The 16296-nt window shown below is 60.8% G+C and carries 13 protein-coding genes; 8 read left to right on the top strand and 5 right to left on the bottom strand.

Annotated features, from left to right (window positions below):
- Positions 1-2: 2 nt before the first annotated feature.
- From ACR0BZ_RS17825 to ACR0BZ_RS17805, 5 genes are read right to left on the bottom strand one after another with little or no spacing between them, the layout of a single operon-like run.
- Complete coding sequence (locus tag ACR0BZ_RS17825) at positions 3-1292, bottom strand: TRAP transporter large permease (RefSeq protein ID WP_209599366.1); 1290 nt, start codon at positions 1290-1292, stop codon at positions 3-5.
- On the bottom strand, positions 1293-1880 hold the full coding sequence (locus ACR0BZ_RS17820) for a TRAP transporter small permease (RefSeq protein WP_480774360.1): 588 nt from the start codon (positions 1878-1880) through the stop codon (positions 1293-1295).
- 53 nt (positions 1881-1933) lie between these two features.
- Entirely contained in the window at positions 1934-2449 is a 516-nt protein-coding gene (locus tag ACR0BZ_RS17815) for a flavin reductase family protein (protein ID WP_480477541.1), read from the bottom strand.
- Complete coding sequence (locus tag ACR0BZ_RS17810; RefSeq protein ID WP_480920906.1) at positions 2449-3339, bottom strand: aldo/keto reductase; 891 nt, start codon at positions 3337-3339, stop codon at positions 2449-2451. Before ACR0BZ_RS17810 ends, ACR0BZ_RS17815 begins: the two co-directional genes overlap by 1 nt.
- Positions 3339-4493: an LLM class flavin-dependent oxidoreductase gene (locus ACR0BZ_RS17805; RefSeq protein WP_480488968.1), complete on the bottom strand. Its 1155-nt coding sequence runs from the start codon at positions 4491-4493 to the stop codon at positions 3339-3341. The genes ACR0BZ_RS17810 and ACR0BZ_RS17805 overlap by 1 nt, the downstream gene beginning before the upstream one ends.
- A gap of 105 nt (positions 4494-4598) precedes the next feature.
- On the opposite strand from ACR0BZ_RS17805, the gene ACR0BZ_RS17800 reads away from it, so the two are divergent.
- The 8 genes from ACR0BZ_RS17800 (at position 4599) to ACR0BZ_RS17765 (ending at position 16218) form a co-directional block, all read left to right on the top strand.
- Complete coding sequence (locus ACR0BZ_RS17800; protein WP_480920905.1) at positions 4599-5309, top strand: GntR family transcriptional regulator; 711 nt, start codon at positions 4599-4601, stop codon at positions 5307-5309.
- Positions 5310-5321: 12 nt separating this feature from the next.
- The gene (locus tag ACR0BZ_RS17795; protein WP_480920904.1) at positions 5322-6422 is read left to right on the top strand and encodes a Gfo/Idh/MocA family protein; all 1101 of its coding nucleotides are present in this window, start codon (positions 5322-5324) and stop codon (positions 6420-6422) included.
- Positions 6423-6665: 243 nt separating this feature from the next.
- Complete coding sequence (locus tag ACR0BZ_RS17790) at positions 6666-8759, top strand: hydantoinase/oxoprolinase family protein (protein ID WP_480920903.1); 2094 nt, start codon at positions 6666-6668, stop codon at positions 8757-8759.
- Positions 8759-10411: a hydantoinase B/oxoprolinase family protein gene (locus ACR0BZ_RS17785; protein WP_480920902.1), complete on the top strand. Its 1653-nt coding sequence runs from the start codon at positions 8759-8761 to the stop codon at positions 10409-10411. Before ACR0BZ_RS17790 ends, ACR0BZ_RS17785 begins: the two co-directional genes overlap by 1 nt.
- Positions 10408-11475, top strand: coding sequence for a pyridoxal phosphate-dependent aminotransferase (locus ACR0BZ_RS17780; RefSeq protein ID WP_480920901.1), 1068 nt, complete (start codon positions 10408-10410; stop codon positions 11473-11475). Before ACR0BZ_RS17785 ends, ACR0BZ_RS17780 begins: the two co-directional genes overlap by 4 nt.
- The gene (locus tag ACR0BZ_RS17775; protein ID WP_480920900.1) at positions 11472-12212 is read left to right on the top strand and encodes a maleate cis-trans isomerase family protein; all 741 of its coding nucleotides are present in this window, start codon (positions 11472-11474) and stop codon (positions 12210-12212) included. Before ACR0BZ_RS17780 ends, ACR0BZ_RS17775 begins: the two co-directional genes overlap by 4 nt.
- 309 nt (positions 12213-12521) lie before the next feature.
- Positions 12522-13772, top strand: coding sequence for an aminotransferase class V-fold PLP-dependent enzyme (locus ACR0BZ_RS17770; RefSeq protein ID WP_480920899.1), 1251 nt, complete (start codon positions 12522-12524; stop codon positions 13770-13772).
- A gap of 28 nt (positions 13773-13800) precedes the next feature.
- Entirely contained in the window at positions 13801-16218 is a 2418-nt protein-coding gene (locus ACR0BZ_RS17765; RefSeq protein ID WP_480920898.1) for a GcvT family protein, read from the top strand.
- The last annotated feature ends 78 nt before the right edge of the window (positions 16219-16296 follow it).

Here is a 16296-nt window from a genome sequence, read left to right as displayed (position 1 = left end):
AGTCAGTTTGCAAATCCCGTTATCCTCGGGATCGTCATGGATAGTGCGGGGATGTAGGTGATCAGAAAGATCACGATGATTTCGACCGCCAGAAACGGCAGGATCGCCTTGGCGATCGTCTCGACCCGCTCCCGCGACACGGCGGCGGCCACGAACAGCACCAGCCCCATGGGGGGCGTTGCAAGGCCGACGGTCAGATTGACGCTCATGATGATGGCGAAATGGATCGGGTCCACACCGAGACTGGTGAAAATCGGGCCAAGGATGGGCCCAAGGATGATGATCGCAGGGCCTGCGTCCAGAAACATGCCAACGATGAACAACAACAGGTTAATCAGGAACAACAGGATCAGTGGATTTTCCGACAGGCTGAGGATCAACGAGGCCAATTGTTCCGGGGCATGGCTCAGGCTGACCACGGTCTTGAACGCCATTGCTGCGCCAACCAGCAGCAACACTACGGCCGACGTCATACCTGCATTGCTCAGAACGTCGGGAATTTCCCTCAGGGTCAGTGTGCGCAGAACGAAAAACCCGATGATAAAGGCGTAGCCCACAGCGACTGCGGCGGCTTCGGTCGGGGTAAAGATACCCCCCAGAATGCCGCCCAGAATGATCACAGGCGTCATCAGCGGGAAGAACGCCTTGAGGCTGGCTTTGCGCCGCTCATCCCATGTGTATTTCCGGCTGGCGACGGGAAAATCGTACTTGTCGGCCATGAATTTGATCATCACCATCAGGCCGACACCCACCATGATTCCGGGCACGATGCCTGCAAGAAACAGGGCGGCCACGCTTTCTCCCATGACATAGGCATAGATGATCATAATGCCCGAGGGCGGGATGATCGGCCCGATCACCGAACTCGCGGCTGTGATGGCGGCGGCGAATTTTCGGGTGTAGCCCTGTTTTTCCATCGCCGGGATCAGCATCGACCCCAGGGCGGACGTGTCAGCCACCGCAGATCCCGAAAGGCCCGCGAACAGGATCGAGCTCAGCACGTTTACATGCGCCAGCCCGCCACGCAGATGGCCCATCAGGGCCTGGCTGAATTCGACGAGGCGGATGGTAATGCCGCCACGGTTCATCATTTCACCGGCCAGCATGAAGAACGGGATGGCCATCAGTGGAAAGCTGTCCATGCCGTTGTAGACATTGCGATAAAGCAGGGTGATGTCGTTCGTCTGCCCGTTCAGCCACAGCAGGATGCCGGGCGCCGCCAGAAGCGCGAAGAAGACTGGCAGGCCAATCAGCAGGAAAATCAGGAAAGTGGGCAGGAACCAGATCAGCATCTATTCGGCCCCCACCGCTGCGTCGGGAATGTCCGGCAAAAGATGCGCGCCGCCAAGCAAGGTGACCATGGAACGCAGGATAAGCTCGATATTGACCGAGATCAGCAGAATGATGCCCACCAGCAGCGAAGCCATCATCCAACTGCGCGGAATGCGATACCACTCGTCAAACCCAAGCGATGTTGGCAGGTACAGGGCGGCGGTGGCGAACCTGCCGCCAAAGCCCGTGACCTCGGACCAGCCGATATTGACCGCAACCAAAAGCACGGCCAGCGAGATCAGCAGGAGGAACAGATTGAGCGACAGGCCGAGCATACGCGGCAAAAACCGTTGCAGCATGTCGATAGCTACAAAACCGCCGCGCCGAAAGGCCGTCGGTGCCATCAACCCGGTCATCCACAACATGCAGAACCGCGCGGCCTCATCCGGCCAGGGCAGGGCGTTGCCCAGAACGTATCGGAAGAACACCTGAATCAGGATTGCGATGACCATGAATGCAATCGCAACAACGCCAACCGCGCGGCCCAGACGCAGCACGGTTTCGTTCACAAATGCTATCGGCGCAAGCACCGATGCCAGTCCGCCCATGCGGATCCTCCCTTGTTCAGCCGCAGGTGTGTCCCGCAGTCGTCAGATCGCGCTTAGTGCTGCGCGAATTGGCCCATTTTCCCGGCGTAGAACGTCAGCGCGTCGCCGTCGCTCATGCTGGCCTTCAGGACTTTGCCTACTACGATCACGTGATCGCCCGCGTCGTGATAGGCATGTTGTTCGCATTCAAATCGTGCCAGGCAATCCGACAGCAGCGGGGTGCCGTTTGCACAGCGCTCATGCCGGATGTCGCGCAGGGCATGGGCATCTTTCGAGCAGCCAAAACACAGTTCGGCCTGCGCTGACGATAACACATGCACCGTGAAATGCCGTGCCGCGCGAAAATAGGGGAACCGGCGCGAGTTGCGGTCGCCGGCCCACATGATCAGTGGCGGGTCCAGCGACAGCGACGAAAAGCTGTTGGCTGTGATGCAGATCGGGCCGTCACCGCTGTCGCATGTCACAATGGTAACGCCGGTTGCAAACCGCCCAAAAGCATCCCGCAGGGTTCGGGTGTCGTCCTTGTGTGGCACAAAAGTGTGGGTCATGTTCCTTGAGATTGCGTTCATCATGCTACCTCATGCCCCAGCGCCGCCTCGTACAGGCGGAACCAGGTTTCGCGATCAATTGTGACTTTCAGCGCGTCCGAGATGCGTTTGATACGGTTCAGGTTGTTGGTGCCCAGAACCGGCAGAATGCCCGCCGGATGAGCCAGCAGAAAGGCCACCGCCACAGCGGCCCGGTCTACACCGAACTCCTCTGCGATTTCATCGGCAACAACCCCAACGGGTGGGTTTCCGGCCATCAACAGTCCACCCCCCAGCGGCGACCACGCCATAAGATGGTGCCCGTGCTGTTGGTGAAACGCCAGATCTCCATTGGTGAAAGGGGCGATCTCGCCCAGTGAGATCTCGATCTGGTTGGTGACCAGCCGGGTTTTCATCGCCGATTGCAGCAGGGTCCAGTCCCACGGACGGAAGTTCGAAACACCAACCGCGCCTACCTTGCCGCTGGCGACAGCCTCATCCAGCGCAGCGCCGGTTTCGTGGTGGTCCATGAACGGATCGGGGCGGTGGATCAGCAACAGATCGATGTGGTCGATGGCCATTTCCGACAGCGACATGTTGATGGACTTCAGGATATGCGCGCGCGAGGTGTCATAGTATTTGACCTTCGCATCTGAATGCCGCCCCACGGGCGCGACGATGTCACATTTGGTGACGATCTCCATCTTCTGGCGCAGGCCGGGATTGGCGCGCAAGGCGTTGCCCAGAATGGCTTCGGCCGCGTATCCGCCATATATGTCGGCCTGATCGAAGGTGGTGATGCCCTGATCAAGGCAGGCTTGAATCTTGGCCTCGACATGCCCTGCCGAGGTGTCGCTATCGTCACCCAGCCGCCACATGCCATAGACAAGGCGGCTCATTTCCAGCGTCGGGGATAGTTTCACGCGTTGCATCAGCGGCGCACTCCGTTGCCCAGCGGTGTGGCCGGGGGTGTCTTGGGCACACGCCCGTAGGCTTCGGGAAGCGAGCAGGTTTTCAGATGCGGCATCACACGAGCACCGAAATGCATGGCCTCATCCATGTGCGGATAGCCTGAGAAGATGAACGCGCGAATGCCCATCTTCCGGTAATCTTCGATCTTTGACATGACCTGATCGGTTGATCCAACCAGTGCCGCACCACAGCCCGAGCGGGCGCGGCCGACGCCGGTCCACAGACCGGGTTCCACATACCCGTACTTATCCGCCAGATCACGATTCCTGGCCTGATGCGCTACGCCAAGCGACGTTGCATCCAACGCCCGTTCGCGGATCGCGCGGCCATAGTCGTCATCCAGTTTTGAAACGATGTAATCCGCGTATTCCTGCGCCTCGGCTTCGGTATCGCGAACGATCATGTGAACCCGCAAGCCATAGTCGAGCGTACGGTCATAATTTTCGGCCACTGCATGAACAGCTTTCATCCGCTCGGCCAGTTGATCCTTGGTTTCCGGCCACATCAGGTACACATCGCAATGCTCGCCGCACAGCTCCAGCGCCGAGGGCGAATAACCGCCGAAATACAGCAGCGGCCCGCCAGTCTGATAGGGCCGCGCCGGGTCGGTTGTCAGACCTGTAAAGTTGTAGACCTCGCCCGCATGGTTGATTTCCTCCTGCGTCCAGGCCTGTTTCAGGATCTCGACCACTTCGCGCGAGCGTTGATAACGATAGGCACTGTCGGCCTTTTCGCCGGGAAAATCGGATGAAATGATGTTGACGGTCAGCCGCCCCTTCAACATGTGATCCAAAGTCGCGATCGTGCGGGCCAGCATGATCGGCTGCATCTCGCCGCAGCGCACAGCGGCCAACAGGTTGATCTTCTGCGTGATCGGCGCGCAACCGGCGACAAAGCTCAGCGTGTCCTGCCCAACCTGATACGATGACGGGCACAGGATGTTGCGGAACCCCTGCGCCTCGGCCTCCTTCACGATGGCCGAGCAATGCTCCCAGCTGGACCGCAGATCACCATCAGGCACACCCAGGAACTGATAATCGTCCGAACATAAGGCGGCGAACCACGAAACCTCGGCCGCATCCAGATCAGGGGATGTGATGGGGACGATGGTCATTTGATTCACGCTCCGTGCATCTTTTACTTTCCTCTTGCGTAGCAATCACATTGATGTAGATCAATAGTGTATCAATTTTTCCTGCGACCGAATGAAGCGCCTGAAATGCCCCCCAACACCCGAAACCCCAATGCCCTGCCTATCTACGTTCAGATTGCCGAGCTGCTGATCCGCGATGTCGCTGCGGGCCGCTTGATCGATGGTGAGCGTCTGCCCCCGGAACGCGATATGGCGGCCGAGCTGAACGTGTCGGTCGGCACGCTGCGAAAATCTCTCGCAGAGCTTGAGAAAAAAGGCATGTTGGAGCGTATTCAGGGGTCAGGAAATTACATCCGCGAGACCGGAACTCAGAACAGCGTCTACGCGATGTTCCGGCTGGAATTGCCCCAAGGGGGCGGGTTGCCGCGTGCGGATATCCTGTCGGTCGATCATCTGAAGAAACCTTCCGATCTGCCGGATTTTGGCACCTCGGACACCGGATCGCGCGTACGTCGGATGCGCTATCTGAATGACACAATCATCGCGGTCGAGGAGATCTGGCTGGACGAATCAGCCGGCCTGATCAAGCGAAGCCTGCTGTCGGACTCACTCTACCGCTATTATCAGCACCAGCTGGGCTTCTGGATATCACGGGCCGAAGATCGCGTATCGATTGGTCAGCTGCCCGATTGGACGCCCGTGGCGTTCACCAAAGCCGCCGGTGAAACGGTGGGCTATATCGAACGGTTCAGCTGGTCGGACAAATCCGAACCTGTCGAATTTTCAAAGACCTGGTTCGACCCGGACCGGGCCACCTATGTCCAACGTCTGAAGTAAAAGGAAACGTGCATGACCCGGACCATCAATTACGGGCTGATCGGATGTGGCATGATGGGGCAGGAACACCTGCACAACATCGCCCTGCTGGACGGCACGCGTGTCGCAGCGATATTCGAACCCGATCCCGGGATGGCAAAAGCCGCGCAGGCGATTGCGCCGGGTGCGGTTATGGTACAATCGGTGCAAGAGGTGTTGGATATCGAAGACCTGGACTGCCTTGTCATCGCCAGCCCAAACCATCTGCATGTCGATCAGGTCTGTGAAATCGCGCAAACGCGCCCCTTGCCGCTATTGGTGGAAAAGCCCCTGTTCACCAACCCCCAGGACGCCGCAAGGCTAGAGAAGGTTCAGCGCGATTATCCACACCCGATCTGGGTTGCGATGGAATACCGTTATATGCCGCCTATCACGACCCTGATCGACAAGATCGGGGACACAGGCGGGGTCAGGATGCTGTCGATCCGGGAACATCGCTTTCCGTTTCTGCGGAAAGTCGGCGACTGGAACCGGTTCAACCGCAACACCGGCGGCACCTTTGTCGAGAAATGCTGCCACTTCTTCGATCTGATGCGGCTGATCCTGCAATCCGACCCGGTGCGAATCACCGCAAGCGGCGGGCAGGCAGTGAACCATCTGGACGAAACCTACGGGGGTGAAACACCCGATATACTGGATCATGGCTATGTTCTGGTCGATTTCGCCAATGGCGCGCGCGCGATGCTCGAGCTGTGCATGTTCGCCGAAGGCGCCCGTTATCAGGAAGAGATTTCGGCCATCGGACCCAACGCCAAGGTCGAGGCTCTGGTGCCGGGGCCGGGGCGGTTCTGGCCCGACCATCTGGGAACGCCGCCAGTGCCGCAGGTCATCGTCAGCCCGCGGGACCCCAAGGGGCCAATGTCGCAGGATATCCCTGTCGATCCCCGTTTGCTGGCTGCCGGAGATCACAACGGCTCGACCTATTATCAGCACAAGGGGTTTCAGGATCTGGTGCGCGGGCACAAGGCCGAACCGGATGTGACAGTGCATGACGGTTTGTGGGCGGTGCGAATGGGATTGGCAGCGCAGCAGGCCCTGCAAACCGGCGAAACGGTTCACCTAAAGCACCCTTAGACTGACCCCAGGCAGGTTCAGGGCAGAACCCTCTGCGGTGACAAATGTGTCGCTTGCGGGCCAATCTGTCGTAAACCAGCTAGTGAAGCGGGGCACAGTAGGGGACAAAACTGTATGACCTGTCAGTGTATTCCCACCCGTCTGGATCGCCGTGCGACCGGCTGTGATCTGGTCACGACGCGCCGGTAACCGCCCTGCGGGGCCGTTCTGCCTGCCTGCTTTCAGACGACAACGGAATACCTCATGACAACCGCTCTGCGCCTCGCCATCGATATTGGCGGCACTTTTACCGACACGGTCCTCGTCTCGGGTGATGAGACGATACTGGCCTCTACCAAAACCCTGACCACCCACCAGAACCCGGCAGAAGGCGCACTGGAAGGCGCGCGGCGCGTCATGGCGCAGACTGGCCGGTCGCTGAAGGATGTCACCGGATTCATTCACGGAACAACTCTGGCAACCAACGCGCTGATCGAACGGCGCGGGGCGGTCGTGACCACGGTCTGCACCGAAGGGTTCCGCGATATTCTCGATATCGGGTACGAGCGTCGGTATTCCCAATACGACATCAACCTTGAAAAGCCGGACATGCTGGTGCCGCGCGAACGCTCGTTGACCATATGCGAACGCATGTCGGCAGAAGGCAAGGTGCTGATTGAACTGGATGAAGGGAAAGTAGACCGGTTGCTGGCCGAGATTGACGCCAGCGGGGCCGAGGCGGTGGCCATCTGCCTGATGCACTCTTACGCCAACCCGACCCACGAACGGCGTTTGCGCGATCTTCTGGCGCGACACCGCCCCGGTTTGACCGTCTCGATCTCGTCCGATGTCAGCCCCGAAGCGCGTGAATTTGACCGGCTCTGCACCACTGTGGCCAACGCCTATATTCAACCGTTGATGGAAAACTATCTGACCCGGTTTGTGGATCAGTTCACGGCCGAGGGCGTAACCTGTCCGATCCTGATGATGACGGCAGGCGGCGGTATGTGCACGATCGGCACCGCCACGCGCTTCCCCATTCGTCTGGTGGAATCCGGCCCCGCCGGTGGGGCCATTCTGGCCGCCCGTATCGCCGCGCGTGCCGGGTTGGACCAAGTCCTGTCCTTTGACGTCGGTGGCACAACTGCCAAGCTCTGCCTGATCGACAAGGCGCGCCCCCAGACATCGCGCTCATTCGAAATCGCCCGCGCAGCGCGGTTCATCAAGGGGTCGGGAATGCCGGTGCGCATTCCGGTGATCGAGATGATTGAAATCGGTGCTGGCGGCGGTTCGATCGCGGGTGTTGACCGTCTCGGGCGTCTGACGGTCGGGCCAAAATCGGCAGGCTCGGAGCCCGGTCCGGTCGCTTTCATGCGCGGTGGCGTCGATCCGACCGTGACCGACAGCGACATCACTCTGGGCTATATCGTGCCCGACACCTTTGCCGAGGGGCATATCCAGCTTGACCCCGATGAGGCAAAGGCCGCCCTGAGACGTGTGATCGGGGACAAACTGGGGCTGGATGCAACAGGTGCGGCAGATGGGGTCAGCCGCATCGTTGTCGAAAGCATGGCCAGCGCCGGGCGGATGCATGCGGTCGAAAGCGGCAAGGACCTTGGCCCGCGCACCATGATTGCCTTTGGTGGCAACGGGCCGCTGCATGCCACCCGCGTCGCCCGGTCCGCCGGGGTGTCGCGTATCGTGATCCCGCCCAATCCCGGTGTCGGTTCGGCGGTTGGGTTCCTGTTTGCCCCGGTATCTTTCGAAATCGTCCGCTCGCGCTATTCTCTGCTCGACAGCATGGACATGGACGGGGTGAACGCCCTGTTCGATACGATGATTGCCGAAGCAAAAGAGGTCGTCGCCCAAGGGGCAGGGGATGCACCCACCGAAACCCTGCGCACCGCCTTCATGCGCTATAGCGGGCAAGGGCATGAGATCGAGATTACGTTGCCGGACCGCGCCCTGACACGCCCGGATATCGCCCCGCTGACAGCCGCATTCGAAGAAGAATACCGCAAACAATTCTCACGTCCTGTGCCGGGGATGAAGATCGAGGTTCTCAACTGGGCCGTTCGCGTTGCCACCCCGGACAAAGCGGTGCCTACGGTGTTGGAAACGCCGGGCAAAACCGCATTTCAGGTCACGCAGACGCGCCCCATCACCTGTGATCTGGATGGCACGGTAAAACAGGCCGCCTTTCTCGCCCGCGCCGATATGCGCCCCGGTGACCATGTGGCAGGCCCCGCGCTGATCCATGAACCACAAACAACCACACTCGTTTCCGCCGATTTCTCGGCCGAGATGGACGCAATCGGCAACCTTGTCCTGATACAGGACCAGAAAGGAGGCGCATGATGACCGCTGATCTGTCCCCCGCCCGCCTGCAAGTGATGTGGAACCGTCTGCTGGCTGTGGTCGAAGAACAGGGCCAGACCCTGATCCGCGCAGCTTTTTCGCCCATCGTGCGTGAATGCGGTGACATTTCCGCCGGGATATTCGACGTGAATGGCCGGATGCTGGCGCAGGCCGTGACCGGAACACCGGGCCATATCAACACCATGGCCGAGGCCGTGCTGCACCTGCGCGCCCGTTTCGCGGTGCAGGACATGCGCCCCGGCGACATCTACATGACAAACGACCCGTGGCTGGCCTCGGGGCATCTGAACGACTTCCTGCTGATGATGCCCGCGTTCAAGGACGGCAAGGTGGTGGGCTTTACCTCCTGCACCTCGCATCTGGTGGATCTGGGCGGTCTGGGTATGGGACCTGAAGGCTCGGACATCTATGACGAAGGCCTGCTGATCCCGCCTTGCAAACTGGTCGAGGCCGGAACGCCCAATGCGCTGCTGATGGATATCATCCGCGCCAACTCGCGCGAGCCTGTGGCCAATGAGGGCGACATCTACGCCCTGATCGCCTGTTGCGAGGCCGGGGTGAACCGCCTTGTTGCGATGATGGAGGAGTTCGGGATCGAAGATCTGGACAGGCTCGGCACCTATATCATCGACACCTCGCGCAAAGGCGCGTTACAGGCCATCGCCGAGGTGCCCAAAGGCGTTTACAAAAACGTGCTGCACATGGACGGCTATGAGGCCGAGCTGGAGCTGCACGCGACGCTCACCGTGACCAAAGAGGGGATGCATGTCGATTTCACGGGCACGTCCGGGTGTTCTAAGAAGGGCATCAACGTGCCTTTGAACTATGCGACCGCCTATACGGTCTTTGCCCTGCGTTGCATCGTCGGGCCGGATATCCCGAACAACGCAGGCTCGCTGGAACCTTTCACGGTGGACGGCCCCAAGGGTTGCATCCTGAACGCCCAGCATCCGGTGCCGGTGGCCATGCGGCATACGCTGGGGCAGGTCACACCGGATCTGGTTCTGGGCTGCCTGCATCAGGCGCTGCCCGATCAGGTGCCCGCCGAAGGGGCCTCGTGCATGTTCGATCTGCCAATGCGCCACGCGCCCGAAGTGGCGGCGAATGGCGGGCGTGAATTTGCCATCGAACCCGTTCACAACGGCGGCACCGGGGCGCGGCCCCACGCGGATGGCCTGTCTGCGACGGCCTACCCTTCGGGGGTGTTCGGCTCGCAGGTCGAAATAACCGAAAGTGTCGCACCCGTGATCATGTGGCGACGCGAATTGTTGCCCGACTCGGGCGGCGCGGGCCAGTACAGGGGAGGATTGGGTCAGCGGATCGAGATGACGTCCGCCAACGATGCCCCCTTCATCGTCTTCCTGTCGGTCGAACGTCTGAAATTCCCGGCTCTGGGCCGCATGGGCGGCCTGCCCGGCGCGCCGGGACGTATCCGGTTCCGCGATGGCGGCTGCGACATTCCGGGCAAGGGCGAGCTGCGCGTGGAAAGCGGCGATTACCTGATCTTCGATACCCCCGGCGGCGGCGGCTTTGGCGATCCGGCCGCGCGCGACCCAAAGGCGCTGGCGCTGGACCTCAGGCGCGGTCTGGTCACGGAAGAAGGGGCCAAAGCCTATGGAGGTGCCTCATGATCCGCGCTGTTGATCACATTCGTGCCATGGCGGCCTATGCGCTGGCCGATCTGGGCGCGCCGGACACTGTATCTCTGGCCCAGAATGAAAGCGCTTTCCCGGTCAGCCCTGCCGCAATTGCGGCGGGGCAGGCGGCATTGCACCGGATGCCGCTTTATCCCGATCCCGACTGGTCGGACCTGCGCGCCGCCATCGCTCAGGTGCACGGGGTGCCAGCTGGCAACATCCTGTGCGGTGCCGGATCGATGGAGTTGATCGGCTGCCTGATCCGCGCCTATTCAGGGCCGGGCGACCATGTATTGGGCACGGATTACGGCTATGCCTATGTGGCCTCAACCACGGCGCAGGCGCGGGCAGATTATGTGAAAGCGCGCGAGGTTGATCTGACCGTCTCGGTCGATGACATTCTGGCCGCTGTCACGCCTGAAACCCGGATCGTCTTTGTCTGCAATCCCGGCAACCCGACCGGCACCCTGATCCCGAATACCGAGATCATCCGCCTGCGCGGCACCCTGCCCGAGGGCGTGCTGCTGGTGGTCGATCAGGCCTATGCCGAATTCGCCGATCGCGATCACGACCCGGCTGAAATCTTTGCCCTCGTCGCACGTGGGGATACCGTGGTCATACGCACCTTCTCAAAGGCTTATGGTCTGGCGGGCGGGCGCGTGGGTTGGGGTCTTTTCCCGTCAGAGGTCGCGATTGAGCTGCGAAAGCTGCTCAACCCCAACAACGTATCGACCCTCTCTCAGGCCATGGCAACGGCAGCGATGCAGGATCAGCCCCACATGCGCGACACGGTTGCCAGAACCGCCGCCATCCGGGATCGCTTTGCCGATGGGTGCCGGGCGCTGGGATTATCTGTTCCGCGCAGCCACACCAATTTTGTCCTGATCCGCTTTGCCGATGCCGCGACGGCGCAAAAAGCAGATACCGCGTTGCGCAAAGCGGGTTTGCTCATTCGCGGAATGGGCGGCTATGGCCTCGCGGATTGCCTGCGCGCCACGATCTGCGACACGGCAGTGATGGAGCGCTGCCTGACTGTTCTGAAAGAGGTGACGTCATGACCTTTGAAACCCGGACACGGGCCAAAATCGGGGTGCTGGTGCCCTTTACCAACACCAATCTCGAAGCTGACATGATGCTGATGCGCTGCCCGGACACGACGGTGCATTTTCAGCGAATGGGTGGCTATGACGTGGATGAGATCCCCGGATCGGATCAGATGGCGGGTCTGGGGGCCTCGGATATCGGCCACGACCTCAAGATGATCTCGGGCGTTCGGCCCGATGTGGTGCTCTATGGCTGTACCTCGGCCACGCTGACCCATGGCCCGTCCTTTGACCACCAGCTGTCGCAGGACATCAGGGCCGCGTCGGGGGCGGTGTGTATTACCGCCGCTGGGGCGCTTGTTGCTGCGATCCATGCGCTTGGCGTGTCCCGGGTCGGTTTTTCTTCGCCCTATCTGGGCGAGATCAACACGCAGGCCATGGATTTTCTGTCGCATAACCGGATCACAACGGTGAAATGCGCCGATATCGGCCGCGAGCTAGGCAATTACGGGCAGGGCGAACTGACCCCGGACGAGGTTTTCGACCTTGCCATGCAGGCCGACCACCCAAAGGCCGAGGCCATCATACTCAGCTGCACCGACATGCGCGCAGTCGAGGCCATAGACCGGATCGAAGCGGCCCTTGATAAACCTGTTGTAACGTCCAATCAGGCCATGATGTTTGCCCTGATGCGGGCGCTTGACCTGCCAAGGCACGGGACTGTTCCGGGGCGGTTGTTTGATCTGCTATAGCCTTGGGTCAGGCAAAAGCATGGAAACCGCCCCGGTCGGCTGCCCGCATCAAAGGCGGATGCGCACCGGCATATGGGGCGGGTATTCCAGCCCACCCAACGCGCCGTGTCGCAGACGTGACTGTATTTACGTCGCAAAAGAACAAGATACCGCGCCCTCTACGCCATAGTCGGAATAAGGGCCGCTCGGGATTGAAGTACATGTTGAACCAGCCGCACAGTCACGGGAAATTGGCCTGCCCCGCGGGGAAACCATCTTAGGCTTGTCTGAAACATCATACGTTCACAACACAAAAAGGTGCCGCTTTTCATGAGCCAAATTTCGAAAAACCTGCTGAACCAGATCCGCGACCGTTTTGCCCAGATCGATCACTGCCCCGAACAGGGCGAGCGGGTATTTTTCGAAAACGCCGGTGGCGCTTTGACACTGAAATCCGTGCTGGACAGCTCGGCACGTCACGCCGCCATCCCCGACAATCAGGGGCGCGACAATCCGGGGTCTCATGCGCTGGTTGCCACGATCAACGCGGCCAAGGCCGATATGCGGGATTTCATGAATGCACCCGGTGGTCAGTTCTTTGTCGGTGAAAGCGGCACCGAACTTCTGTTCCGGCTGATCATGAACGCCTGTCTGGGAACCGGTCCGGGGATTGTGCTGGGGTCGACACTGGAACACCCCGCCACACGGTCAGCCTGTGATCGCTGGGCCCGTATTGCCGGGCAGACCCATGTGCTGGTGCCCCACGATGACGATACCGGCACCGTGACTGCCGACGCCTATGCTGCGGCCGTCACCCCCGACACCAAAGTGGCGACAATCCTGCACACCTCACCCGTGACGGGCATGGGCGTCGATGTGGCCGCTGTTTCGCAGGCGATCCGCGCCGTGGCGCCAGACTGTTTCATCATTGTCGATGGCATCCAGCACGCCGCCCATGGCCGGATCGATCTCAGCGCGTATGACGTCGACGGCTACGTGATCTCGCCCTACAAGGTGTTTTCACGCCATGGCTACGGCGTTGCGTGGATTTCCGACCGGCTGACGCGGCTTGAACACAATGCCCTTTTGGACGGTCCGACAGATAACTGGGAAATGGGCACGCGCGATACAGGGGCCTATGCGACCATGTCCGACGTTGTGTCTTATTTCGAATGGCTTGGCAGTCAGGTCAGCGACGCCACCGACCGGCGTGCCAGATTTCTGGCAGCGGGCGAAGCCATCCACGCGCAGGAAAAGGCACTGACCGACGCGATGATCCACGGCACCGGCAACCTGAGCGGTCTGGCCGAGATGGAGAAGGTCACCATTCTGGGCGGTGCCGACAACCCCGCTCGCGAAGGGCTGGTGTCGCTGCGCGTGCAGGGCGTGGCCTCGGCGGATGTCGTCAAACGGCTGAACGATGAGGGTATTCGCACCCATTTGCGCAAGGCCGACCACTACTCTGGCAACATATTGACGCCGCTGGGTTATGACGCCTGCGTCCGGGTCTCGATGTGCCACTACAACTCGATCGGCGAAGTCGCCAGATTTCTGGCTGTCATGAAAGAAATCGCCGCCTGAGTTGCGGCGGACCAAGGGACAAGCACTCATGAAAACCCATGCACAAGCTGTCGTGATCGGAGGGGGCCTTGCCGGCTGTTCGATCCTGTACCATCTGGCCAAGCTTGGCTGGACCGACGTTGTCCTACTGGAACGGAACGAGTTGACTTCCGGCTCGACCTGGCACGCAGCGGCGAATATCCACGGGCTGCACGACAACAACAACATCACCCGCATCCAGCACTATACGATGAATCTGTATAAACAGCTGGAACAGGAAACCGGCCAAAGCTGCGGCGTATTCCAGCCCGGCTCGCTCTATCTGGCTCAGACCGAAGAGCGTGAGCACCAGCTGCGCCTGCAAGAGGCGAAAGCCCGGTTTTATGGTCTGAACTTCTACGAAGTCAGCCGTGAAGAAGCCAAGGAACTGCACCCGCTGGCGCAGTTTGATGACATCCGCTGCATCATGTATGAACCCGAAGGCGGCAATGTCGACCCGTCGGGCGTGCCGCACGCCTATGCCGCCGGGGCCCGCGCCATGGGGGCCACCATCGAACGGTTCTGCCCGGTGACAGGCACCGAACAACAGCCCGACGGCAGCTGGATCGTGCGCACGCCCAAAGGCGACATTCACACCCAGTGGGTTGTCAACGCCGCCGGTCTCTGGGGGCGCGAGGTGGCGGCGCTGGCGGGTCTGACCCTGCCGCTGCAACCGACCGAGCATCAGTATTTCGTGACCGAAAGCATCGACGAAGTGGCCAGCCTGGGGCGCCGTCTGCCCTCGATCGCTGACCGCGACGGCGAATATTACTTCCGGCAGGAGGGCAACGGCCTTCTGATCGGAGCTTATGAGAAAGATATGAAATTCTGGGCCGAAGACGGCACGCCGCTGGATTTTGCCCATGATCTGTTCCCCGACGATCTGGACCGGATCATGGAAAACGTGATCCGCGCCACCGAACGCGTGCCGGTTGCGGCGACCGCCGGGGTGAAACGCGTGATCAACGGGCCGATGATCTGGTCGCCCGACGCCAACATGCTGTGGGGGCCGGTGCCCGAGCTGAAGAACTATTTCCTCTGCGGCGGCCTGATCCCCGGTTTCTCGCAATCCGGGGGGTTGGGTCTGCTGGCGGCGCAATGGATGATCGAGGGCGAGCCGCAATATGACATGTTCGCCTGGGATCTGGCCCGGTTTGGCGATTGGGCCGACAAGGCATTCACCAAGGCCCGTGTTCAGGATGCGTACACCCACCGCTTCAAGATCCATTTCCCCAACGAGGAACGCAGCGCAGGCCGTCCGGCCCGTGTGCGCCCCGCCTATGAGATGCAGAAGCAGATGGGCTGCGTCTTTGGCCTCAATTGCGGCTGGGAACATCCGCTCTGGTTCGCCGATGAGCCCGAGGTGGAAGAGACCACCGGCTTTACCCGCCAGAACTGGTGGAAGCCCGTGGGCCGAGAGGTGCAGATGCTGCGCGACGGCGTGGGTGTGATCGACATTTCGAACTTCGCCAATTACATGATCAAGGGCCCCGGTGCCCATGACTGGCTGGACCGTCTGGTGGCCAATCGGGTGCCCACCGAAGTGGGGCGCAGCTGTCTGACGCCACTGATCTCGGTTCGCGGTGGCGTGGCGGGCGATTTCACCATCACCAAGCTGGCCGAGGATGAATACATGATGATCGGGTCGGGCATGGCCGAACGCTATCATCAGCGCTTCTTTCAGATGGTGGAAATGCCTCAGGGCACAACTCTTGAAGTCGCCACCGACCGCATCGCAGGGTTCAACATAGCAGGCCCCAGGTCACGCGAAGCGCTGGCACGCCTGACCAATACCGATCTGTCGAACGAGGCGTTCCGCTTCATGCGGTCGCAGAAAATCACGGTTGCTGGTGTCGAATGCGTGGCCATCCGGGTCAGCTTTACCGGCGATCTGGGCTGGGAACTGCACTGCGCCGAGGGGGATCAGGTGGCGCTCTACACCGCCCTGCTTGAGGCCGCCAAAGACTGTGGTGGCGGTCCGGTGGGCGGGCGCGCGCTGGGGGCGCTGCGGATCGAAAAGGGCTATGGCTCGTGGGGTCGAGAGTATTCTCAGGAATACTGGCCGCAAGAGGTCGGGCTGGCCGGCCTGATCAAGCTGGACAAGGATTTCCTGCACAAAAACGCCTATCTGTCCATCAAGGACAACCCCGCGCGCGAGGTGCTGTCCGTCTTCGAACTGGATGTGACCGAAGATGCCGACGCAACCGGGGGTGAGCCGATCTTTACCCCCGACGGCGCGCCCGTGGGTCGTGTCACGTCGGGGGCGTTCGGCTATTCGGTCGGGAAATCGCTGGCGCTGGGGTTCCGCAACCCAAACACGGCACAGCCGGGCGATGAGGTGGTCATTCAGGTCATCGGCAAACCACACAAGGCGCGCATACTGGCCGAGGCGCCGTTTGACCCGACAGGCGCCAGACTGCGGTGTTAACGCTCAAAACCCGTCTACAGGCAGGCAAGGCCAATAAGACGCTCCAAAAGATGTCTCGTCTCAGCCCTTCAGGCGACT

This window comes from Ruegeria sp. P8 (assembly GCF_056534665.1).
This window is presented reverse-complemented; position numbering and strand designations above follow the sequence as displayed.